The organism is Leptobacterium meishanense (assembly GCF_037645805.1).
GTDB classification, from domain to species: domain Bacteria; phylum Bacteroidota; class Bacteroidia; order Flavobacteriales; family Flavobacteriaceae; genus Leptobacterium_A; species Leptobacterium_A meishanense.
Map to the genome: position 1 here is coordinate 42,085 of NZ_JBBEXE010000008.1, position 21,050 is coordinate 63,134.

At 35.0% G+C, this 21,050-nt stretch carries 21 protein-coding genes; 14 read left to right on the plus strand and 7 right to left on the minus strand.

Features of this window, described 5'->3' with window-relative positions; genetic code table 11:
• The first annotated feature begins 42 nt into the window (after nucleotides 1–42).
• Complete coding sequence (locus WBG21_RS09345; RefSeq protein WP_340077204.1) at nucleotides 43–909, plus strand: cupin-like domain-containing protein; 867 nt, start codon at nucleotides 43–45, stop codon at nucleotides 907–909.
• On the opposite strand, the gene WBG21_RS09350 is transcribed toward WBG21_RS09345, so the two are convergent.
• From WBG21_RS09350 to WBG21_RS09360, 3 genes are all read right to left on the minus strand, one after another.
• The gene (locus WBG21_RS09350) at nucleotides 899–1,372 is read right to left on the minus strand and encodes a regulatory protein RecX (RefSeq protein ID WP_340077206.1); all 474 of its coding nucleotides are present in this window, start codon (nucleotides 1,370–1,372) and stop codon (nucleotides 899–901) included. The genes WBG21_RS09345 and WBG21_RS09350 overlap by 11 nt on opposite strands.
• A gap of 29 nt (nucleotides 1,373–1,401) precedes the next feature.
• Nucleotides 1,402–2,955, minus strand: coding sequence for a ribonuclease E/G (locus tag WBG21_RS09355; RefSeq protein ID WP_340077208.1), 1,554 nt, complete (start codon nucleotides 2,953–2,955; stop codon nucleotides 1,402–1,404).
• A 258-nt stretch (nucleotides 2,956–3,213) separates the two neighbouring features.
• A complete protein-coding gene (locus WBG21_RS09360) occupies nucleotides 3,214–3,504 on the minus strand; it encodes an HU family DNA-binding protein (RefSeq protein ID WP_340077210.1) in 291 nt (96 codons plus the stop codon).
• A 138-nt stretch (nucleotides 3,505–3,642) separates the two neighbouring features.
• Here WBG21_RS09360 and mutY point away from each other — a divergent pair, with 138 nt between their 5' ends.
• The 5 genes from mutY (at nucleotide 3,643) to WBG21_RS09385 (ending at nucleotide 8,053) form a co-directional block, all read left to right on the plus strand.
• Complete coding sequence (gene mutY, locus WBG21_RS09365; protein ID WP_340077212.1) at nucleotides 3,643–4,680, plus strand: A/G-specific adenine glycosylase; 1,038 nt, start codon at nucleotides 3,643–3,645, stop codon at nucleotides 4,678–4,680.
• Between the two features lie 45 nt (nucleotides 4,681–4,725).
• Complete coding sequence (locus tag WBG21_RS09370) at nucleotides 4,726–5,178, plus strand: single-stranded DNA-binding protein (RefSeq protein WP_340077214.1); 453 nt, start codon at nucleotides 4,726–4,728, stop codon at nucleotides 5,176–5,178.
• 25 nt (nucleotides 5,179–5,203) lie between these two features.
• Nucleotides 5,204–6,520 carry a gliding motility-associated protein GldE gene (locus WBG21_RS09375; protein WP_340077216.1) on the plus strand — a complete coding sequence of 439 codons (1,317 nt, stop codon included), beginning with the start codon at nucleotides 5,204–5,206 and terminating at the stop codon, nucleotides 6,518–6,520.
• A complete protein-coding gene (gene gldD / locus WBG21_RS09380) occupies nucleotides 6,517–7,077 on the plus strand; it encodes a gliding motility lipoprotein GldD (protein ID WP_340077218.1) in 561 nt (186 codons plus the stop codon). The genes WBG21_RS09375 and gldD overlap by 4 nt, the downstream gene beginning before the upstream one ends.
• Before the next feature lie 91 nt (nucleotides 7,078–7,168).
• Complete coding sequence (locus WBG21_RS09385; RefSeq protein ID WP_340077220.1) at nucleotides 7,169–8,053, plus strand: DMT family transporter; 885 nt, start codon at nucleotides 7,169–7,171, stop codon at nucleotides 8,051–8,053.
• 52 nt (nucleotides 8,054–8,105) lie between these two features.
• Here the strand turns inward: WBG21_RS09385 and WBG21_RS09390 are convergent, their stop codons facing one another.
• On the minus strand, nucleotides 8,106–10,175 hold the full coding sequence (locus WBG21_RS09390) for a M16 family metallopeptidase (RefSeq protein ID WP_340077222.1): 2,070 nt from the start codon (nucleotides 10,173–10,175) through the stop codon (nucleotides 8,106–8,108).
• Complete coding sequence (locus WBG21_RS09395; protein ID WP_340077224.1) at nucleotides 10,176–11,501, minus strand: M16 family metallopeptidase; 1,326 nt, start codon at nucleotides 11,499–11,501, stop codon at nucleotides 10,176–10,178.
• Nucleotides 11,502–11,718: 217 nt separating this feature from the next.
• Here WBG21_RS09395 and WBG21_RS09400 point away from each other — a divergent pair, with 217 nt between their 5' ends.
• The 3 genes from WBG21_RS09400 to rpmA all read left to right on the plus strand — a co-directional run bounded on the left by WBG21_RS09400 (nucleotide 11,719) and on the right by rpmA (nucleotide 13,138).
• Nucleotides 11,719–12,183, plus strand: coding sequence for a DUF4199 domain-containing protein (locus WBG21_RS09400; RefSeq protein ID WP_340077226.1), 465 nt, complete (start codon nucleotides 11,719–11,721; stop codon nucleotides 12,181–12,183).
• Between the two features lie 88 nt (nucleotides 12,184–12,271).
• Nucleotides 12,272–12,847, plus strand: a complete 576-nt coding sequence (rplU, locus tag WBG21_RS09405) for a 50S ribosomal protein L21 (protein WP_340077228.1) — start codon at nucleotides 12,272–12,274, stop codon at nucleotides 12,845–12,847.
• A gap of 30 nt (nucleotides 12,848–12,877) precedes the next feature.
• The gene (gene rpmA, locus WBG21_RS09410) at nucleotides 12,878–13,138 is read left to right on the plus strand and encodes a 50S ribosomal protein L27 (protein ID WP_340077230.1); all 261 of its coding nucleotides are present in this window, start codon (nucleotides 12,878–12,880) and stop codon (nucleotides 13,136–13,138) included.
• 93 nt (nucleotides 13,139–13,231) lie between these two features.
• Here the strand turns inward: rpmA and ahcY are convergent, their stop codons facing one another.
• On the minus strand, nucleotides 13,232–14,548 hold the full coding sequence (gene ahcY, locus WBG21_RS09415; protein ID WP_340077232.1) for an adenosylhomocysteinase: 1,317 nt from the start codon (nucleotides 14,546–14,548) through the stop codon (nucleotides 13,232–13,234).
• A gap of 59 nt (nucleotides 14,549–14,607) precedes the next feature.
• On the opposite strand from ahcY, the gene WBG21_RS09420 reads away from it, so the two are divergent.
• The 5 genes from WBG21_RS09420 (at nucleotide 14,608) to WBG21_RS09440 (ending at nucleotide 20,530) form a co-directional block, all read left to right on the plus strand.
• Nucleotides 14,608–15,240 carry a 4'-phosphopantetheinyl transferase family protein gene (locus WBG21_RS09420; RefSeq protein ID WP_340077234.1) on the plus strand — a complete coding sequence of 211 codons (633 nt, stop codon included), beginning with the start codon at nucleotides 14,608–14,610 and terminating at the stop codon, nucleotides 15,238–15,240.
• Between the two features lie 110 nt (nucleotides 15,241–15,350).
• Nucleotides 15,351–15,983 carry a nicotinamide riboside transporter PnuC gene (gene pnuC, locus WBG21_RS09425; protein ID WP_340077236.1) on the plus strand — a complete coding sequence of 211 codons (633 nt, stop codon included), beginning with the start codon at nucleotides 15,351–15,353 and terminating at the stop codon, nucleotides 15,981–15,983.
• Nucleotides 15,944–16,513, plus strand: coding sequence for an ATP-binding protein (locus tag WBG21_RS09430; RefSeq protein ID WP_340077238.1), 570 nt, complete (start codon nucleotides 15,944–15,946; stop codon nucleotides 16,511–16,513). Before pnuC ends, WBG21_RS09430 begins: the two co-directional genes overlap by 40 nt.
• A complete protein-coding gene (locus tag WBG21_RS09435; protein ID WP_340077240.1) occupies nucleotides 16,506–18,056 on the plus strand; it encodes a DUF4301 family protein in 1,551 nt (516 codons plus the stop codon). The genes WBG21_RS09430 and WBG21_RS09435 overlap by 8 nt, the downstream gene beginning before the upstream one ends.
• A gap of 248 nt (nucleotides 18,057–18,304) precedes the next feature.
• A complete protein-coding gene (locus WBG21_RS09440; protein WP_340077242.1) occupies nucleotides 18,305–20,530 on the plus strand; it encodes a TonB-dependent receptor in 2,226 nt (741 codons plus the stop codon).
• 12 nt (nucleotides 20,531–20,542) lie between these two features.
• Here the strand turns inward: WBG21_RS09440 and WBG21_RS09445 are convergent, their stop codons facing one another.
• Nucleotides 20,543–20,989 carry a Rieske (2Fe-2S) protein gene (locus WBG21_RS09445; protein WP_340077244.1) on the minus strand — a complete coding sequence of 149 codons (447 nt, stop codon included), beginning with the start codon at nucleotides 20,987–20,989 and terminating at the stop codon, nucleotides 20,543–20,545.
• Between the last annotated feature and the right edge of the window lie 61 nt (nucleotides 20,990–21,050).

Here is a 21,050-nt window from a genome sequence, read left to right on the forward strand (position 1 = left end):
AGAAACCTTTTCTTAACTTTGCGGGATTGTATTTGGTAATATATGACTTTACAGGAAATTCCTCGAGTAAAATCCCTTACGAAAGAAACGTTTATACGGGATTATCTAAAACCACAAAAACCGGTCGTAATAGAATCGTTAACTAAGGAATGGGAAGCCTATCAAAAATGGGATTTAGATTATATTGCTCAGATTGCAGGAGAAAAAATAGTTCCTTTGTATGATGATCGTCCTGTAGATTACAAAGAAGGGTTTAACGAACCTCATGCAAAAATGAGGATGAAGGATTATATATCGCTTCTTAAAAAAGAGCCGACCAATTATCGGATCTTTTTGTACAATCTTATGAAAGAAGTTCCTTCCTTACAAAAAGATTTCCATTGGCCCAAAATAGGCTTGAAACTTATCAAGCAGCTGCCCATGTTGTTTTTTGGAGGTGAAAATAGTAAGGTTTTTATGCACTTTGACATTGATTATGCCAATATTCTTCACTTTCATTTTCATGGTGATAAGCAGTGTATTATTTTACCCCCTGACCAATCAAAATACCTATATAAAATACCACATGCTTTAATATCACGGGAAGATATCGATTTTGATACTATAGATTTTGATAAATGGCCGGCACTAAGGTATGCTAAAGGATATATTGCAAACATGAAGCATGGGGAAGTGTTGTATATGCCGGAAGGCTATTGGCATTACATGAAATATGTAACCCCGGGGTTTTCTATGAGCTTACGGGCATTGCCTAAAAATCCAGCCAACTTATTAAAAGCGGCTTATAATGTGTTCATTATGCGCCATTATGATAATTTTATGCGTAAATGGAAAGGGCAAGACTGGATTGATTATAAAAATGAACAGGCTATTATACGTACTCATAAAGACTTAGGGGTTACGGCATAAGTTCATTTATTTTCTCATAAATAAGGTTTGGTTCCCAGCCACGATATAAAAGATAATCGGCAAGCTTTCTTTTTTTTTCTAAAACACTTTTATCAGAAAGTTGAAAAAGCCTTTTTGTAGCAAGAGTGTGTAGTGTTCGCATATAATCACCGTCCTCAATTTCTTTTAAAGCATTTTCGATATTGTATTTTGAAATATCTCGGGTTTTTAATTCTTGCACAATTTTTCTTTTACCCCATTTTTTAATATTGAATTTTCCTCTGGCAAAATTTTTCGCAAAGCGTTCTTCATTTAAGTAATTGTTTGTAATGAGGTGTGCAATTATAACATCGATAGCCTTTGGGATCATATGCATCTCCGTTAGCTTAGTAAGGACCTCTTTATGGCATCTTTCCTGATATGCACAATAGGATTCCATTTTTTTGGTCGCCTCCTCCAGGGTATATGATTTTGAAGAATTCATACAGACAAAAATAAAAAAAGGTGCCTGTTTTATACAGGCACCTTTATATTGGTTCCGTTTTTATCTTTAAAACGATATTCTAAATACGTGTAAGCATCTCTGGGTTGAACTTTAACCCATTTTTTATGTTCTAAGAACCACTTAGAACGTACGGATGGAAATCCTTTGGTTATGTAGGCTGCAATAAATGGATGTGCGTTAAGCACAATACCATTTTTATGCTTTTTACTTTGAACTATTTTTTCAAGCTCGAAAGTCATCTTATTAATTAATGTAATAGGTGCTTCAATTTCACCATTACTCCCGGGGTTTTCTTCTCGGGTTTTAATATTTCTTTCGGGCCTTACGCGTTGTCTAGTAATCTGTATGAGTCCAAACTTGCTCGGAGGCAATATTTTATGTTTGGCTCGGTCTTCTTTCATTTCTTCTTTTAAATGTTCGTACAATTTTCGTCGATTTTCACCATCGGACATATCGATAAAATCTACAACAATAATACCTCCCATATCTCTTAACCGAAGCTGTCGCGCTACTTCTGAAGCAGCAATGAGGTTGACCTCCAAGGCTGTTGCTTCTTGTGTTTTAGCTTTGTTAGAACGGTTGCCACTATTTACATCAATAACATGCATGGCTTCAGTATGTTCTATAATTAAATAAGCACCTTTGGTTGTGGACACGGTTTTTCCGAAAGAGGTTTTAATTTGACGTTCTATTCCAAACTTTTCAAAGATAGGAGTAGAAGACTCATACAATTTTACAATAGATTCTTTTTGAGGTGCAATTTCTTGCAAATAGTCTTTAATTTGATAATACAAAATTTCATCATCTACATGAATTCCGGTAAATGAATCATTAAAAAGGTCTCTCAAAATAGAGGAAGCCCTGTTCATTTCACTTAAAACTTTGGAAGGGATGTGAGCTCTAGGCATTTTTTTACACATCGTTTTCCAACGATTTAGCAAATTCTGTAAATCTTTATCTAATTCTGCAACTTTTTTTCCATGTGCAACAGTACGGACAATGACTCCAAATCCTTTAGGCCTAATACTTTGTATTAAACGTTTTAATCGATCTTTTTCTTCTTTTTCTTCTATTTTTTGAGAAATAGAAATACGGTCTGAAAAAGGCATTAGAACAAGATACCTTCCGGCTATGGAGAGCTCAGAACTAATTCTGGGCCCTTTGGTAGAAATAGGTTCTTTAGCAATTTGCACCAATATTGGTTGATTGGCTTTTAGAACATCTGTAATACTACCATTTTTGTCAATATCTGCTTCAAATGGAAAGTCTTTCAAATTAAATGACTTTAATTTACCTGTGCTTACACGTTTAACAAATTTCATCAAAGAAGCTAATTGAGGGCCTAAATCATGATAATGCAAAAATGCATCTTTTTCATAACCAACATTGACAAAGGCTGCATTCAGCCCTTGAACTGGTTTTCTGATTTTAGCCAACATTATATCGCCAACAACAAAATTATTATTGTCTTTTTCTTTGTGTAATTCTATTAGTTTTCCATCCTTTAATAAGGCAAAATCAACCTCAGAGGAACCAGATCGGATAATTAACTCTTTATTCACTCTGAATTAATTTGTATCGATCCGTCATAAACGGATGATGGATTAAACAATAATTTTCACAGGTTTTTATACCCGGCGAAATTCTATTGGAAATAGAATTTCTATTTCAATGAACGTTCTGTTTTTTAGAAAAAGCAATAATGTGACTACTTTTTCTTGTGGCGGTTAGCTCTTCTTCTTTTTTTACGCTTGTGCGTGGCTACCTTATGTCTTTTTCTTTTTTTACCACTTGGCATATTAAACTCTTTATATTAATATTTATTTTACCTCTACATTACTTTTTACACTTTCAACAAATACTTTTGAAGGCTTAAAGGCAGGAATATTATGTGCAGGAATTTTAATAGTTGTATTTTTAGAAATATTTCTGCCTGTTTTTTCTGCTCTTGTTTTAATTATAAAGCTTCCAAAACCTCGTAAATATACATTGTCGCCACTTTCAAGCGAGCTTTTAACTTCATCCATAAAGGACTCTACAGTAGCTTGCACATCTCCTCTTTCAATACCTAGCTTTTCGGAAATTCTGGACACAATATCTGCTTTCGTCATTTTTACAGTGTTTTATTTTTATATATTAGATTTTTAATTCAGGGGTTGCAAATATATAATTAATTGAACAAAATCTACACCCTAATCGATTAAAATTTAATGAGATAAACGCTTTTGGCTTTTGGCTTTCCCTTACAAATGGATTTTACAAAAATAATTACAGGCTGGTATAAAAAAAATAAACGTGATTTGCCATGGAGAAGAACAAAAGATCCCTATAAAATATGGCTTTCAGAAATAATGTTACAGCAAACACGTGTAGACCAAGGGTTACCTTATTATCTAAAATTTATAGAGAACTATCCAAAGGTTAATGATTTAGCAAATGCTGAGGAAGCAGCGGTTTTAAAATTATGGCAAGGATTAGGATATTATTCAAGGGCCAGAAACCTTCATCATACAGCTAAAGTTATTGCTTTTGACAATAAAGGTTTTTTCCCGGACACATACAGTGAGCTAATTAAGCTAAAAGGAATAGGAGACTATACAGCGAGTGCCATTGCTTCTATTTGTTTTAACAGGCCTACTGCGGTAGTTGATGGAAATGTATACAGGGTTTTGGCCCGCTATTTTGGAATTGACATCCCTGTCAATTTATCTAAAGGGATAAAATATTTTAAAGATTTAGCTATTGAATTGATTGACCATAATGACCCCGGAACCTATAACCAGGCTATTATGGAATTTGGAGCAAGACAATGCAAGCCACAAAATCCTGATTGCTCAATATGCCCTTTAAACAAAAGTTGTGTGGCACTTCAAAAGAATGAAGTAAAAAAACTTCCCAAAAAACTCAAAAAAGGAAAAATTAAAAAGCGGTATTTTAATTATTTAATTCTATCGAATGGAATAAATACCATTATAGAACAGCGAACAAAAAAAGATATTTGGCAAAACTTATATGAATTTCCATTATTAGAGACACCCAAACCAATAAGTATAGAAGAAATACAATCAGATCAAAAGTTTAAAGATTACATAAAAACGAATGATTATGATATTCGGCTTCATAATGATAAAGACATTGTTCATAAGCTATCACATCAGCATATATATACACGTTTTTGGGTTCTAGATATAGAAAACCTACCCAAAAAAGGAGTTGAAATTTCAAGAATAAAAAGATATGCTATGCCGGTACTTATCGCTAATTTTGTAGAAGAATACAGTTTTTAGAATTAGTCAAAATTTAGTACATTTGATTAAAACACAAACAAAGTTATGAGTGGCACACTGAATAAGGTAATGTTGATAGGGCATTTAGGCGATGATGTTAAAATGCATTATTTTGAAGGAGGAAATTCAATAGGTCGTTTTCCTTTGGCAACCAATGAAACATATGTTAACAGGCAAACAGGGGAACGAGTTACTAATACAGAATGGCACAATATAGTTGTTCGCAATAAAGCGGCTGAAATATGTGAAAAATACCTTAGCAAAGGCGATAGGATATATGTTGAAGGGCGGATAAAAACACGTCAGTGGCAGGGAGAAGATGGCAATACTCGTTATTCAACCGAAATTCATGTTACTGATTTTACTTTTTTGACTACAAAGAAAGAATCAGGAGGAAATATAACAGGTTCATCCACAGAAACAAAACCCCAACAACCGGAAGTTAAAAATGCGCCTGTGCCAACCTCTCCTGAAGAAGACGATGACCTACCATTTTAATGATGTTTAACTAAAAGCATGCCATTTGGACCCTGAACCCCCGAGTGTATTGATTTTTCTCAGCGCTATAGGTGGAGCTGCTATTTTAAAGTTTGTACTTGTGCTTTTTCTCTTAGCATGTTCTGCTCTGATATCAGGTGCAGAAGTAGCACTCTTTTCGCTATCACCGTCTGATATTAATGGAGAGGAAAAGACTGTAAAAGGCACTATCATATCTCAACTTCTGCAGAAACCTAAAAAATTATTAGCAACTATTTTAGTAGCTAATAACTTCATAAATATAGCTGTTGTCCTTCTATTTGATTCGGTCAGCGACTTGCTTTTTAAAGGAATTGATTATAAATGGTATGGATTTATAGATGTTAAGTTTTTCTTAGAGATTATTGTCATTACATTTCTGATATTAATGTTTGGGGAAATCCTTCCTAAAATATATGCAAGCAGGAATAAAGTGAAATTTGCTTACTTTATGGCACACCCTTTAAATATTTTAGATAAATTATTTAGCCCATTAAGCCTACCAATGCGTAGTATAACACTCTATCTTCAGGAAAAATTAGGCAAACAAAAATCAAACCTTTCAGTAAACCATCTTTCACAGGCCTTAGAGCTTACCTCGGAAGAAGATACCACAAAAGAAGAGAAAAAGATACTTGAAGGCATTGTCTCTTTTGGAAATACGGATACTAGACAGGTTATGCGCCCTCGTATTGATATATTTGCTTTAAATGAAGAAATTGCTTTTGAACAGATTATTCCGGAAATCATAAAGAATGGGTATTCCAGGATTCCAGTTTATAAAGAGAATATGGACAATGTAACGGGAGTACTCTATGTAAAAGACCTTCTGCCATATATTAATAGGAGTTCTTTTAATTGGGTAAAACTGAAAAGAGAAGCTTATTTCATTCCTGAAAATAAAAAACTGGATGACCTCTTAAGGGAGTTTCAAGAAATGAAAAATCACTTGGCGATTGTGGTTGATGAATATGGGGGTACTTCCGGACTGGTAACTTTAGAGGATATCATAGAAGAAATAATGGGAGAAATAAGTGATGAGTTTGATGATGAAGATCTTATTTATTCGAAGTTAGACGACTATAATTATGTCTTTGAAGGGAAAACGTCTCTGAAAGATTTTTATAGAGTACTTAAGGTGCAAGATGAAGAACCCTTTGAGCATCAGAAAGGAGAATCAGAGACCATTGCCGGATTTGTATTGGAGATTGCTGGCAAGTTTCCAAAACGAGGGGATAAAATAACATTCAATCAATATGCGTTTACAATAGAAGCGTTAGACCGAAAACGGATTAAACAGATTAAAGTAAGCGTACAATCATGAAAGCAAGATGGCTTTTTATTTTCTTAACGATTCTTTTTTTTGGTGCTTGTAAGAAGGAGACACTCCCAAAGCCTAAAGCAATGCTTAGGTTAGAATATCCAAACGCTGCTTATGAATCGTTTACAACAAAGTGTCCTTATTTTTTTGAAAAAAATTCCATAGCTCAAGCAAAAAACTTAAAAGATTGCCATGTAGAAATTACATATTCGGCAATGAAAGCCACAGTTCATATTACCTATATGCAAATAGAAAATAATTTAGACAGTTTGTTACGAGATGCACAAAAGCTCACCTATGAACATGTCGTAAAAGCAGATGCGATTATAGAGCAACCCTATATAAATGAAGAAAAAAAAGTGTATGGGATGTTATATGAAATAGATGGTGATGCAGCTTCACAATCACAATTTTATATTACAGATAGCACAACACATTTTTTGACTGGGGCATTATATTTTTATGCTAAACCTAATTATGACTCCATACTGCCTGCAGTTGCCTATCTTAAAAAAGATATCAAAAAGATAATAGAAAGTATGGAGTGGAGGAAGAATTAGTAAAATGGGATATTCATAAAAAATATAACCTACCTCATTAATTTCCTTATATATAACCTACATATTTGCATATAACTGAAAATCTTATTAAGTGAGTGTTCAGGCAACAAAGTGGTTTTATCTTATTTTGCTTTCCATTATATGGGGGAGTTCATTCATTCTTATAAAGAAGGCATTAATAGGATTGTCACCATATCAATTAGGTGCACTGAGAATACTCTTTACTACTTTTTTCTTGTTTTCTGTGGGTTTTGGGAGCTTAAAGAAAATCAAAAAGAAAGATTGGAAGTGGATTGCATGGTCAGGATATTTGGGTTCTTTTTTCCCACCATTTTTATTTGCAATTGCACAAACCCGTATTGATAGTGCAGTAGCATCTATATTAAATTCGCTCACACCGCTAAATACATTTATAACCGGAGTATTATTTTATGGAGTTTTAGTAACCAAAAAACAAATACTAGGAATTATACTGGGGTTGTTGGGGACAGTTATCCTAATTGTTTCTTGTTCAGATATCAATACAAGTCAAAATAATTGGTATAGTATTCTCATAATTTTAGCGTCCATAGGATATGCATTGAATGTTAACATGATAAAAGTACATTTAGAGCATCTTAGTGCAATGAGTATTACTGCCGGAACATTTTTATTGATTTTCTTTCCAGCATTGGTAATATTATATACTACAGGTTTTTTTAGTACAGTAGCGTCGTCTTCTGAAATGCAAATAGGATTGGTTTATGTAGTTATTCTATCCTTTTTTGGGACGGCAATGGCCAAAGTAGTGTTTAATAAACTCATTAGTATTTCAACCCCTGTTTTTTCATCATCAGTCACTTATATGATGCCTTTGGTTGCTGTTTTATGGGGATTGTTAGATGGAGAAAAATTAGACATTTATCAATTGATAGGGGGGGTAATTATCATTGTCGGGGTTTATCTGTCAAACAAGAAAAATAGGGTTAATAAATAAACCTCACAAGTATTAAACCTGTGAGGTTTGGTAAATTTAGAGAAGCATTACTTTATTTAAAATCTTCTTCGGTAACGCCTTCATTTATTTTTATTTCCTTAATAGTAAACTCGATACTCTGAGGACCAAAAGATTGTTTTTGTGTAAAAGGAAATGAAATCCCCGATACTTCCTGATAATTTCCAAGTCCAACCTCTTGAGTGATTACTTGTCCCTGCGCTTCAATCGTAGTGATTTCTTTCACTTTCAAACCTGTTTCAACATCATAATAATTTACTTTATTATCGGCAACTTTAACAACATAGGCGCTTTTCCCTTCTAAATCTTCAATTCCATCTATTACGAGGTCATCTTTAGTAAGGTAATAGAGCTCGGGGAAAGGCAATGAAGCATCTTTTATTTTACTAAATTCTTCTTCCGGAATGGGCATTTGTTGCCCTTGTGCCATTATATATCCGGAGTCACCGTTTATAACTTGTTTGCTTAAAGAGTTCCCCATCATCTTTAAATCCATGGCAAACTGGTTTTTACTAGTGACTTTAACCTCCATATTTAGGGCCATGCCCTGTGCATTGCCTTCCGCATTTATAAACAGGGAGTTGACCGCTTCTACTTTTTTCTTCCCTCCAATGGCATTGATGTATTTTTCAATAACTGATTTCGCAGAAACACCTTCAGGGGTTTTTACCTCATATACCGGACGATCTATTTTATTGGCATATTTGTCAAAATAGCTGATCGGAATCCGCTTTCCTTTATAAGTGTAATTTTCTAATGATTTTAATACGTCACTGCCTTTTCCGGTAATTACAATACGCATATTATCTACTGAGAAGTATTTTTTGGCTGCTTCCTGCACTTGTTCGGCAGTTACTGCATTTATTTTAGATAAATAACTGACATAAAAATCCTTTGGCAATCCTTCAGTTTCAATATTTAAGGCATATCGAGCAATAGTTTCCGGCCTTTCAAGTGCCATCACAAAGCTTCCTACATAATCTGCCTTTGCTAAAATGAGGTCTTGTTGTGAGACCCTTTCATTTCGAATTCGGTATAATTCATCTAAAAATGCGGTAACAGCACTGTCCGTAACAGCGTTTCTAACACTTGCAGATGCTCTGAAACGAGAAGCGTACCTATCAGCACCAACATTTGAATAAGCCCCGTACGTATAGCCTTTATCTTCTCTGAGATTCACAAAAAGCCTTGCTTCAGCTCCTCCTCCAAGTATTTTATTTGCAATTAGTACCGGAAAATAATCTTCATCCGTCATTTTAAGGTCAACAACATTTTGCACTGCAATTTCGGATTGCACGGCATTAGGCATGTCCAAAAAGTTGATCTGGGAATATAAAGGATTTTTTGGCTTTGAATAAGACACTGATAAAGGAGCACGTTTTTCCCACCCTCCGAAGTATTTAGTCACTTGTTGTTCAACAGTTCTGTAATCAACATCGCCCACAACAACTAAGTAAGCATTTTTGGGAACAAAGTAATTCCGATAGTATGTGTTTATATCATTTAAAGTAACATTGTTTACAGTCTCTTGAGAAACATATTCACCATAAGGGTGTTTTAATCCATAGGCCAATGCTGTTTCCACCCTTCGGGCTGCAGTAGTTACACTTTTTTCATTTGATTTTAACCCCTCCAATAAAAGATCTTTTTCTTTATTGAATTCTTCTTCTGTGAAATTCGGGTTGATAGCTGCATCGGCCATAAGCTCTAATACGCGTTCGGCATATTTAGAAAGCCCTCTTGCAAACCCACCTTCTGCATTAAAACTGATAACAGCGCCCATATAATCAACTTCTTCATTATAGGTGTCTTTATCTATTGAAGCAGACCCTTTTCCCAATAAACTGCCCATCAATTGCCCTACACCAGCCTTAGCGCCTTCTGTATGCGGGGGGTTGTCAATGGTCAAAGTATAAGAAACCCGAGGAAGCTTATGGTTCTCCACGACCAATACCTTAAGGCCATTGGCTAATTGAAAGGTTTGTGGAGTGCCCAAATTAATAACCGGAGCAGGTCCCGGAGTGGGTTGTTTGGTGCGGTCTATTTGCGCATTGACCGCAAAAGCAGCCAATATAAAAATATATAATACGGTCTTTTTCATCATCTATTGGTTTTCTTTTTGACTTTCTGGTAAATAATTTAGTAATAAACGCTGGTCTTTGCCCAGGTATTTGAGGGCTACCTCTTGAATTTCTTCTCTTGTGATGGACCTGTAGAGCTCTATTTCTGTATTGATTAAGTTCGTGTCACCATACAGTAAATAATAATTTGCTAAGGAACCGGCAATACCTTCTACACTCGCATTTGCATTTACGAAGCGACTCTCAAACTGATTTAATAATTTTTGATGGTCTTTCTCTGAGATTAATGTTGTTTGCAATTTCTCAATTTCTTCATCAAATTCCGCAACAAGTGCATCTAATGTTACATTGCCAAGAGGTAAAGCAAACAAAGCATAAATACCATAATCTTCTTGGCTCAGGTTTACAGCTTGTACGGCTAATGCCATTTTTTTATCATCTACCAGCTTTTTATAGAGCTTAGAACTGTTCCCGCCACTCAAATAAGTAGAAATCATGTCAAGGATTCTGGAATCACGGGTAGTAAAATCAGGAGTTCTATAGCAGGCTACAATAGCTGGGATTTGAATGTTAGGATCGTAAGCTCTTGCTGTAAACTCCTCTGTTATGGGATCTTCCTTGGGAAAATTTCGGTGGATCTCTGCTCCTTTTGGGATGGTTCCGAAATAATCCTGTATCATTTTTTTTGTTTTAGCAATGTCAATATCGCCGGCGACAACTAATACAGCATTATTAGGAACATAGAATTTTTTGTTAAAAGCTAGAAATTCATCCAATGTAGCAGCATCCAAATGATCCATAGATCCAATGGTCGTCCAACGGTATGGATGCTGTTTAAACATATTTTTCTTTACTTCAGCTAAAATATTTCCATAAGGTTGATTGTCAACACGTAGTCTTTTTTCTTCCTTAACCACTTCATTCTGGGTATCAACCCCCACTTGCTCAATAACCGGATGGAGTAAGCGTTCAGATTCCATCCATAGGCCTACTTCTAAGGCATTGGAAGGAAAAACCTCATAATAATAGGTGCGGTCATCATTGGTAGTTGCATTGTTTCGACCACCGTTTGATGTAACGATCTTGTCCCATTGCCCTCTTTTAATATTTTTAGTCCCCTCAAACAATAAGTGTTCAAAAAAGTGTGCAAACCCGGTACGCTCAGGATCTTCATCTTTTGCACCTACATGGTATGCAACAGAAGTTACCACAATAGGTGCAGTATTGTCTTGGTGTAAGATTACATGCATGCCATTATCAAGGTCATACTCTTCAAAATTTACTTGCTGTGCATTTAGTATGGAACCTATACATACCACAGCAATCATAATCAGTGTTCTTTTTTTCATTATGAATGTAGATTTAATAATTTTAGTTAGATCGTTTGGCCTTAAAAGTCAAAATTTATTACGAATTTTAACACAAAACAAGGTCGTCGCAAATGTAAATAATAATCGATAATTTTAACTATTAGTTATTGAAATTAACAAGAAATTAAGCGATGAAAATGGTATTTTTTGTAATTTAAATGGTTGTAAACGATATTATTATATAAAAACAAAGAAAATGAATACACATAAAATACATATCCGTTATGGAATCATTACAGCAATCGTATTGATTTTCTATTTTTTGTTTGTAAAACTTTTTGGCTTGCATGAAAATCCGTGGCTTCGAATACTTAATGGGGTGATTGTTGCATATGGAATATATGCTTCTATCCGTTTCAGGAGGCTTATTGAAGGGAGCAATTTCAATTATTATGGAGGGTTCCGCACAGGGCTATATACCGGGTTTTTGGCTACCATAGTATTTGTGGTGTTCATGGCAGTATATATGTTTCATTTAGACCCTACATTTACTGAAAAGTTAATGGATAGCTGGATGAAGGAATACAATCAAGGCCCGGGAATTTTGTTATTTGTATTGGCAGTAGAAGGATTTGCTTCTAGCGTGGTGCTGACGCTCACTTTTATGCAAAAATTTAAGCCCAGTTGGAACACCACAAAAAAAGCAGCTCAAAAAACATAAACGGTTTGCAGTTTAATGAATTAGATGTATATTTGCACCCGCCTATTGAATAGGTGTTATTAATGTCAATTTAATTAAACAATACACTATGTATGCAATCGTAGAGATAGCAGGGCAGCAATTTAAAGTTGCAAAAGACCAAAAAGTGTACGTTCACCGTTTATCCAATGACGAAGGAAGTAAGGTATCTTTTGATAATGTACTTCTTTTAGACGATGCGGGGAAAGTAACTATTGGCGCCCCGGCTATAGACGGAGCCGCAGTAGAGGCAAAAGTCGTAAAACACTTGAAAGGTGATAAAGTCATTGTTTTCAAGAAAAAAAGGAGAAAAGGATACCGTGTTAAAAATGGCCACAGACAATATTTAACAGAGCTTTTGATTGAAAGCATTGTGGCTTCTGGAGCTAAAAAAGCGTCTAAAGCAACAGCAGCTCCTAAGAAGGAGGTGGCAAAAGCTAAGGAAGCTATAACTGAAAAGCCAAAGGCCAAGAAGGCAACTGAAACAAAGAAAACTACTGCCCCTAAGGCTAAAAAAGAAGTAAAACCGGCAGCAGATTTAAGTAAAAAAACAGTAGCAGAATTAAAAGAAATGGCTAAAGCAAAAGGGATACAAGGTATTTCTTCTATGAAAAAAGCTGATTTAATTGCTGCTTTAAATAAGTAATATATTATACACTATTAAAACCGAAATAAGATGGCACATAAAAAAGGTGTAGGTAGTTCCAAGAACGGTAGAGAGTCAGAATCCAAACGCTTGGGCGTTAAAATATATGGAGGGCAAGCAGCTATTGCTGGAAATATTATTGTAAGACAACGTGGTACGGCGCATCATCCGGGAGAGAATGTGTATATGGGGAAAGACCATACATTACACGCCAAAGTTGATGGGGTTGTAAAATTCACTAAAAAGAAAGACAACAAATCATATGTTTCTATTGAGCCTTTTGAGGCATAGAAATAGAAAAACAGTAAGATTTAATAAGTAATAAAAAAACCTTTTTCAATTGAAAAAGGTTTTTTTATTGATTTATATAGATTTGAAGTCTTTTTAATACCTATAATATTCAGGTTTATAGGGCCCTTCTACTTTAACGCCAATGTATTTTGCCTGATCTTCATTTAGTGTTTCCAATTCTACACCTATTTTATCAAGATGCAAGCGAGCCACTTTTTCGTCTAAGTGCTTAGGCAACATATACACTTTGTTTTCATATTTATCAATGTGATTCCATAATTCAATTTGTGCCAATGTTTGATTGGTAAATGAGTTGCTCATTACAAAACTTGGATGGCCGGTAGCACAACCAAGATTTACCAATCGGCCTTCAGCCAATAAGATAATATCATTTCCATTCACAGTATATTTATCTACTTGAGGTTTGATATTTACAAAGGTGTCTCCGTGGTTTTTCTTTAACCATGCAACGTCAATTTCGTTATCGAAATGCCCAATATTACAAACAATGGTTTTGTCCTTCATCTTTTCAAAATGACGGCCAGTAACAATATCTTTATTTCCGGTAGTGGTAATAACTACATCGGCTTTAGAAACCACATTGTCAAGTTTTTTCACCTCAAAACCATCCATGGCTGCTTGTAATGCACAGATAGGGTCAATTTCGGTAATAGTTACAATAGCACCAGCTCCTCTAAAAGAGGCAGCAGTTCCTTTACCTACATCACCATAGCCACAAACGACTACTCGCTTACCGGCAAGCATTACATCAGTAGCTCTACGAATAGCATCTACAGCACTTTCTCTACAACCATATTTGTTATCAAATTTTGATTTGGTAACAGAATCATTTACATTAATGGCCGGGATAGGCAACGTGCCGTTTTCCATTCTTTCATATAACCTATGGACTCCGGTAGTAGTTTCTTCAGAAAGCCCTTTAATACCAGAGACTAATTCAGGGTAGCGGTCTAGAACCATGTTAGTGAGATCACCACCATCGTCCAGAATCATATTGAGTGGTTTCCTTTCTTCTCCAAAGAACAGTGTTTGTTCAATACACCAGTCAAACTCTTCTTCTGTCATACCTTTCCATGCGTATACGGGTATTCCAGCAGCAGCAATAGCAGCAGCAGCATGATCTTGTGTAGAGAAAATGTTGCAGGAACTCCAAGTAACTTCAGCACCTAATTCTATAAGGGTTTCAATAAGCACGGCTGTTTGTATGGTCATATGTAAACAACCTGCAATTCGAGCTCCTTTTAAAGGCTGCTCATTTTTGTATTCTTCACGAAGTGCCATTAAACCAGGCATTTCAGCTTCTGCTAATTCGATTTCTTTTCTTCCCCATTCAGCTAGTGACATATCTTTTACTTTACATGCTACATACGGGATAGTCTTTGTACTCATATTGTTATCTTTGTTAAGCTATTTTAGACTGCAAAGGTACATAATAACTTCGAAAAGAAATGCCTCTTTATAAAACTATAACAATCAATTCTACCACTAACTTATTGATATGGAAGATAGAAGAACCTTATGAAATCCTTTTAGAAGGAATTGAATTAACGGAAAATTGTAAAGAACGGTTGAGCCATATGAAGTCTGAGATTCATCGTCGGGGATTTTTAAGTGTCCGTCAATTATTAAAAGCAGCCGGCTATAAATCTTCTGATTTGTTTTATGATAACAATGGGAAGCCACACTTAAAGGATGGAACCCATATTTCCATAACACATTCTTTTATTTTTTCAGGAATCATAATAAGCAGTAATATTGGAGTGGGAATTGATATTGAAAAACAACGGGACAAAATCCAAAAGATTGCTCATAAATTTGTGGGTTATGAATGGAACTACCTCAGTAATGAAAGGCTCACAGAAAAATTAAGCGTTATTTGGTGTGCAAAGGAAAGTATGTATAAAGATTTTGCCACTAAGGGGATGAGTTTTAAGAAGCATACAAAAGTAATCCCTTTTGACCTAGAAGAAGGAAAAACAGTAGCTTGGGTTTTTTATAGAGGAACGGTTCAAAAATATAAGGTACATTATTTTCCTGTTGATGGTTTTATGTGTGCGTATGCATTGAAGTCAAAAGTTTGAGTAATATGCTAGCAATTTTGATCAATTTTCACAGAGATTCATTAGACCATAAAAGCGGTATTGTAAAAAGAATTCTTGCATTTATGGCAAAGACATAAAATACTAGCTGAATGAATTCACCTTACGATTTCTTTTTAGAGGCATATAAAAACACATCTACACTATTCATTATTTTAGAAGCAGTAGCTTTTGTATTTGGGATTTTAAGTGTGTATTGTGCTAAAAAAGAAAATATCTGGGTATACCCCACAGGACTTATAGCAACAACCATTACGGTATATCTACTCTATGAAGCCCGTTACTTTGGTGATATGACTATGAATGGATATTATTCCCTGATGAGTATTTATGGATGGTATAACTGGTCGAGGAAAAAAGATGAAAAATATATAATCCCTATTTCGAGGACAAATACAAAAGAAAAAAGTATTGGGGTTATATTATTTTTCATAACAATCTTTATCACATACGGCGTATATCAATTTTTTGATTATGAAATAAAAACAGAAAACTACATTGATATTTTTACTTCAGGGATCTTTTTTACGGCTATGTGGTACATGGCAACGAAGAAAATAGAGAATTGGACATTATGGATACTGGGCGATGTCATTACTGTTCCTTTATATGCCTATAGAGGTTTGGGAATGTTATCTTTGCAGTATTTAATTTTTACGATACTGGCCGTTCAAGGATACATTTCATGGAAGAAAAACTTAAACAGCAACCCAGCAACATCATAAAAATAGTATTATTTGGTCCGGAATCTACCGGGAAAACCACGCTTTCAAAGCAATTGGCCAAACATTATAATACTGTTTGGGTCCCTGAGTATGCCCGTGAATACCTACAAAATAAATGGGACAATAAACAAAAAACCTGCGAGCCAAAGGACTTAATCTCCATAGCCGAAGGGCAAATTCGATTGGAAAACAAGCTTACCATGAAAGCATCGCAGATATTGATATGTGATACAGATTTGTTAGAGACCAAAGTCTATTCAGAAGTGTATTATACTGGAAGCTGCGATCCGGAATTAGAAAAATTCGCCCTACAGAACAACTATGATTTTTATTTTTTAACGTATATTGATACTCCGTGGGAAAAAGATGATTTACGAGACAAACCGGACCAACGAATGGAAATGTTCAATCATTTTAAAAATACGCTCGATCGTTATAACCGTTCGTATCAAATACTAACAGGAACAAAAAAAGAAAGACTTAAAACAGCCATTACTACCATAGATAAATTATTGCAAGCCAATGTTTAATAAAAAAGATTTAGAACAGTTTCAAGAAAAAGGAATTACAGCACAACAGGTTTTACACCAAATAGAAACATTTAAGAAAGGGATTCCGTTTGTGCAGTTAGTGGATGCTGCAACTATAGGAAATGGAATATGCAGATTTTCCGAAGAAGAAAAACAGCAATATATTTCAACTTTCAATGCTAAGAAGGACTCTCTGGAGCTACTTAAGTTTGTTCCTGCATCGGGTGCAGCTACCCGCATGTTTAAATCACTTTTTAAATTTTTAGAAACATTTAATATAGAAAAAGAAAGTTTTAATGCATATCTGAATAAAAATAAAGCTCATGAAATAAAGACTTTTTTTGTAGGGCTGGAAAAATTACCATTTTACGAAAAAGTGATGCAGAAGTTGGCTTCAAAGAATTATTTACAATCAAATACATCAGAAGATTATCAAAAATATCTTTTTGTACAAGAAATGTTGACGGCGGATGGACTGTATTATGGAAATTATCCAAAAGGGCTGTTGCCTTTTCACAAGTACAATAACCACATAGCCACTGCTTTTGAAGAACATTTGTACGAAGCAATTAAGTACTGTGAAACAAAAAGCATGGCAACATTGCATTTTACTATTTCTGAAACACATAATAATCTTTTTAGAAAAACGCTAGATGAACTAAAAAGGACAATAGCAAAACAAACGGATGTGTCTTTCGATGTCTCGTTCTCATATCAGAAACCATCAACGGATACTATTGCAGTAACATTTGAAAATGAACCATTCAGAAATGAAGAAGGGATCTTGTTTTTTAGGCCTTCAGGTCATGGAGCACTTATTGAAAACCTTAATGAACAAGATGCAGATATTCTTTTTATTAAGAATATTGACAACGTAGTAGTTAGTAAATACAAAAATGAAATAGCTAATTATAAAAAAATGTTAGCCGGAAAACTCATAGAGGTTCAGGAAAAAACATTTAATTACGCAAAAATGCTAGATGAAAAAACTCTAAATGAAGCAGAATTAAAAGAAATAATGACTTTCTTGGAAAAAGAATTAAACCATTCCATTACGGCAGATTTTAATAAATATTCAGGGGAAAACCAAATAGCATATTTAAAAAGTTGCCTTGACAGGCCAATAAGGGTTTGTGGGATGGTAAAAAATGAAGGAGAACCCGGAGGCGGTCCTTTTTGGGTGCGTGATGAAAAAGGACAAGTATCACTACAGATCATTGAATCTGTTCAAATTGATAAGAGCAATGAAAAGCAAAAAGAAATCTTAAAAACAGTTACACATTTTAATCCTGTGGATTTGGTTTGTGGAGTGAGAAATTATAAAGGGGAAAAATACAATTTATTAGATTATGTAGACCCGTCTCAAGGGTTCATTAGTCACAAAACATATAAAGGAACCCCCATAAAGGCATTAGAATTACCGGGACTTTGGAATGGTGCTATGGCACATTGGAACACGATTTTTGTAGAAGTGCCGTTGATTACCTTCAATCCGGTAAAAACTATTAATGATTTACTAAAATCAACACATCAGGTATCCTAAATAAATTATATCTTTGCCTTATCTCAAAGGGGTGCTGAATTTTTGTTCAGAAAACAAGAATGAAAAAAAGCTGAGATCATACCCAACGAACCTGGGCGGGTAATGCTGCCAAGGGAAAGGGCGGAATTAAAGAATTCCGTAAAATACATTGCCGTTTTCAACATTTTGGTAAGATCAAGATGAGGGAATCTCAAAAATTAGTTTAACATAAGAATAACAACCCCTTTTATTTGTACAATACATTACGAATGAAAAACATAGTTATTTTTTTAAGTGTCGCATTATTTTGTGTATTCACAACAAAAGGGCAGGAAAAAGCAGTTATCGATTCTACAAAAAAAGAAACCATAAAGTTAGATGAAGTTTTGGTTTCGGCGGTTCGTGTAACCAATCAATCACCTGTAACATTTTCTAATCTAAAGAAAGAAGATTTTCAATCTCGAAATTTAGGTCAAGACATTCCTTTTATCATGAATTTTTTGCCCTCTGTAGTCACTACATCTGATGCAGGTACGGGCATAGGGTATACAGGTATCCGTGTTAGGGGGAGCGATGCCACACGTGTTAATATCACTATTAATGGCATTCCATACAATGATGCCGAGTCACAAGGTACTTTTTGGGTAAACCTTCCGGATTTTGCCTCCTCTGTAGAAAACTTACAATTGCAACGCGGTGTGGGAACCTCTACAAATGGCGCAGGAGCTTTTGGAGCCAGTTTGAATCTCTTAACAGATGCTGTTTCAGAGAAAGCTTCAGGAGAAATTTCCAATTCTTACGGAAGTTTTAACTCTAGAAAGCACACACTTAAATTCGCCACAGGAAAGCTTAACAACCATTTTGAATTAGCGGGCCGGTTATCCGTTATAAAATCAAATGGCTATGTAGATAGGGCCTCAGCTGATTTAAAATCCTATTTTCTGCAAGGAGCCTATGTAGATAAGCATCGACTGATAAAGGCAGTGGTATTTGGCGGACATGAAATTACCTATCAATCGTGGTTTGGAGTTGATAAACAAACATTGAAGACGGATAGGAGATTTAACGCTGCAGGGCAGCAATTTGATGAAAACGGCAATTTTATTGGGTTTTATGAAGAACAAGTGGATAATTATCGACAAGACCATGCACAACTTCATTGGAATGAAAAAATAAACGATAACTGGAGCACAAACCTTGCTTTCCATTATACATTAGGCAGGGGATTCTTTGAAGAATATGTAGATGAATGGTATTATAACAATGTATTGTTTTCACCGGATGCTACATTTGATTTTTTAGGATTAGCCCCTGTTGTTATAGATGGGCAATCTATTAATGCGACAGATAATGTGCGAAGACGTTGGCTTGATAATGATTTTTATGGAACTACATTCTCTGTAAACTACAAAGATCAAAATATAAATGTGGTATTTGGTGGTGCATGGAACCGTTACATAGGTGATCATTTCGGGGAAATTATTTGGGCACGCTATGCAGGCAATTTAGAACCTTTTGATCACTTGTACGAGAGCATTTCTTTCAAAACAGATTTTAATATGTATGGAAAAATAAACTATCAATTATCCGATAAAATAACATTATTCGGAGACCTTCAATGGAGGCATGTCACTTATGAAGCAGAAGGGAGCCTTCTCGGAAATGTTCCTTTTGGTGTAGATGATAGCTTTAGTTTTTTCAATCCTAAAGCGGGGCTGACCTATCAGCTCAACAGATCAAACAATTTCTATTTTTCATATGCCCGTGCCAATCGGGAACCTAACAGGACAGATTATGAAAATGGCAATCCTGAACCCGAACAATTGAACGATTACGAACTAGGATGGCGCTATATTACTCCTGAAATTCAGATAAATACCAATATCTATTATATGCGCTATAAAAATCAATTAGTGCTTACAGGGGAGCTGGACAATTCGGGATTCCCTATCCGGGCAAATAGTGGCGACAGTTACCGCTTAGGTCTTGAAATAGATGCCAACGTCAAACTTTCTGATAAATTTACAATACAACCTAATATAGCATTAAGTACCAACCGCAATATTGATTTTGTTTTTCAAAAAGATGGCGTACTTCAAAATTTAGGAGAAACACATATTTCGTATTCTCCCGGGATCATAGCCGGAAATATACTTGCCTATAGACCGATTGAAAGCGTACAACTATCATTTTTGTCAAAATATGTAGGGAAGCAGTATATGGGAAATATTGATGCAGCCTCATCAATACTGGAGAGCTATTTTGTGAATGACATTAACCTGCAATATGAGCTGAAAACAAGGGCATTTTTTAAATCAATTGTATTTAATGCCCTTATAAACAATGTTTTTGATGAGCAGTATGAATCTAATGGTTTCTTTTTTACTTTTGATGATGATTTCTCGAATCCGGGAACGGTAACAACAGTTGAAGGAGCTGGTTTTTACCCGCAAGCAGGAATCAACTTTCTTGCAGGCGTTACGTTTAAGTTTTAATAAAAAAGAAGCTTAATTAGAAATAGTAACAATGTCACCAACTATAGTAGTTCGATAATTTAACAACCCATAAGTGCGTTCTGCTTGGGGCTCACTCAGTAATTGTCCGTTGAATAAACTATATTCATAATCTTCACAAGCACAGACACAATTGGTTCCACCATCAATCGTCATTGTAGAGCAATTGTTGGGGGCATGGTTAGGGCAGCTTGCTTCCCAAGCAAAAAATGGATTATTCCCTAAGCCAGTGTTAATAACAAAAATACCACGTGTTCCTACTCCGGAATTCCCTATATAGACAGCATTTCCTATAGTGTTCAGGCTATTATATAAAGGCAGGTTTAGATTAATTTCAAATCTAAAACCAATTTCTTGTAAAAATGGGTTTCTATCGGAAGAACTATCGCCACTGCAAGCAATGAACAACAAAGTGGTAATAAACATGAACTTCTTCCTCATTATTTTTTCTTTTAATGCAAGGTACACAAAAAAGCAAATTGAATAAAAATTTTGTATATTT

Excerpts from the sequence above, each read along its gene's own strand:
- WBG21_RS09435 (WP_340077240.1), top strand. The coding sequence starts at position 16,506 with ATGTTTAATAAAAAAGATTTAGAACAGTTTCAAGAAAAAGGAATTACA.
- WBG21_RS09345 (WP_340077204.1), top strand. The coding sequence starts at position 43 with ATGACTTTACAGGAAATTCCTCGAGTAAAATCCCTTACGAAAGAAACG.
- gldD (WP_340077218.1), top strand. The coding sequence starts at position 6,517 with ATGAAAGCAAGATGGCTTTTTATTTTCTTAACGATTCTTTTTTTTGGT.
- WBG21_RS09420 (WP_340077234.1), top strand. The coding sequence starts at position 14,608 with ATGCCTCTTTATAAAACTATAACAATCAATTCTACCACTAACTTATTG.
- WBG21_RS09350 (WP_340077206.1), bottom strand. The coding sequence starts at position 1,372 with ATGAATTCTTCAAAATCATATACCCTGGAGGAGGCGACCAAAAAAATG.
- mutY (WP_340077212.1), top strand. The coding sequence starts at position 3,643 with ATGGATTTTACAAAAATAATTACAGGCTGGTATAAAAAAAATAAACGT.
- WBG21_RS09395 (WP_340077224.1), bottom strand. The coding sequence starts at position 11,501 with ATGAAAAAAAGAACACTGATTATGATTGCTGTGGTATGTATAGGTTCC.
- ahcY (WP_340077232.1), bottom strand. The coding sequence starts at position 14,548 with ATGAGTACAAAGACTATCCCGTATGTAGCATGTAAAGTAAAAGATATG.
- pnuC (WP_340077236.1), top strand. The coding sequence starts at position 15,351 with ATGAATTCACCTTACGATTTCTTTTTAGAGGCATATAAAAACACATCT.
- WBG21_RS09360 (WP_340077210.1), bottom strand. The coding sequence starts at position 3,504 with ATGACGAAAGCAGATATTGTGTCCAGAATTTCCGAAAAGCTAGGTATT.
- WBG21_RS09430 (WP_340077238.1), top strand. The coding sequence starts at position 15,944 with ATGGAAGAAAAACTTAAACAGCAACCCAGCAACATCATAAAAATAGTA.
- WBG21_RS09370 (WP_340077214.1), top strand. The coding sequence starts at position 4,726 with ATGAGTGGCACACTGAATAAGGTAATGTTGATAGGGCATTTAGGCGAT.
- rpmA (WP_340077230.1), top strand. The coding sequence starts at position 12,878 with ATGGCACATAAAAAAGGTGTAGGTAGTTCCAAGAACGGTAGAGAGTCA.
- WBG21_RS09400 (WP_340077226.1), top strand. The coding sequence starts at position 11,719 with ATGAATACACATAAAATACATATCCGTTATGGAATCATTACAGCAATC.
- WBG21_RS09440 (WP_340077242.1), top strand. The coding sequence starts at position 18,305 with ATGAAAAACATAGTTATTTTTTTAAGTGTCGCATTATTTTGTGTATTC.
- WBG21_RS09445 (WP_340077244.1), bottom strand. The coding sequence starts at position 20,989 with ATGAGGAAGAAGTTCATGTTTATTACCACTTTGTTGTTCATTGCTTGC.
- rplU (WP_340077228.1), top strand. The coding sequence starts at position 12,272 with ATGTATGCAATCGTAGAGATAGCAGGGCAGCAATTTAAAGTTGCAAAA.
- WBG21_RS09390 (WP_340077222.1), bottom strand. The coding sequence starts at position 10,175 with ATGATGAAAAAGACCGTATTATATATTTTTATATTGGCTGCTTTTGCG.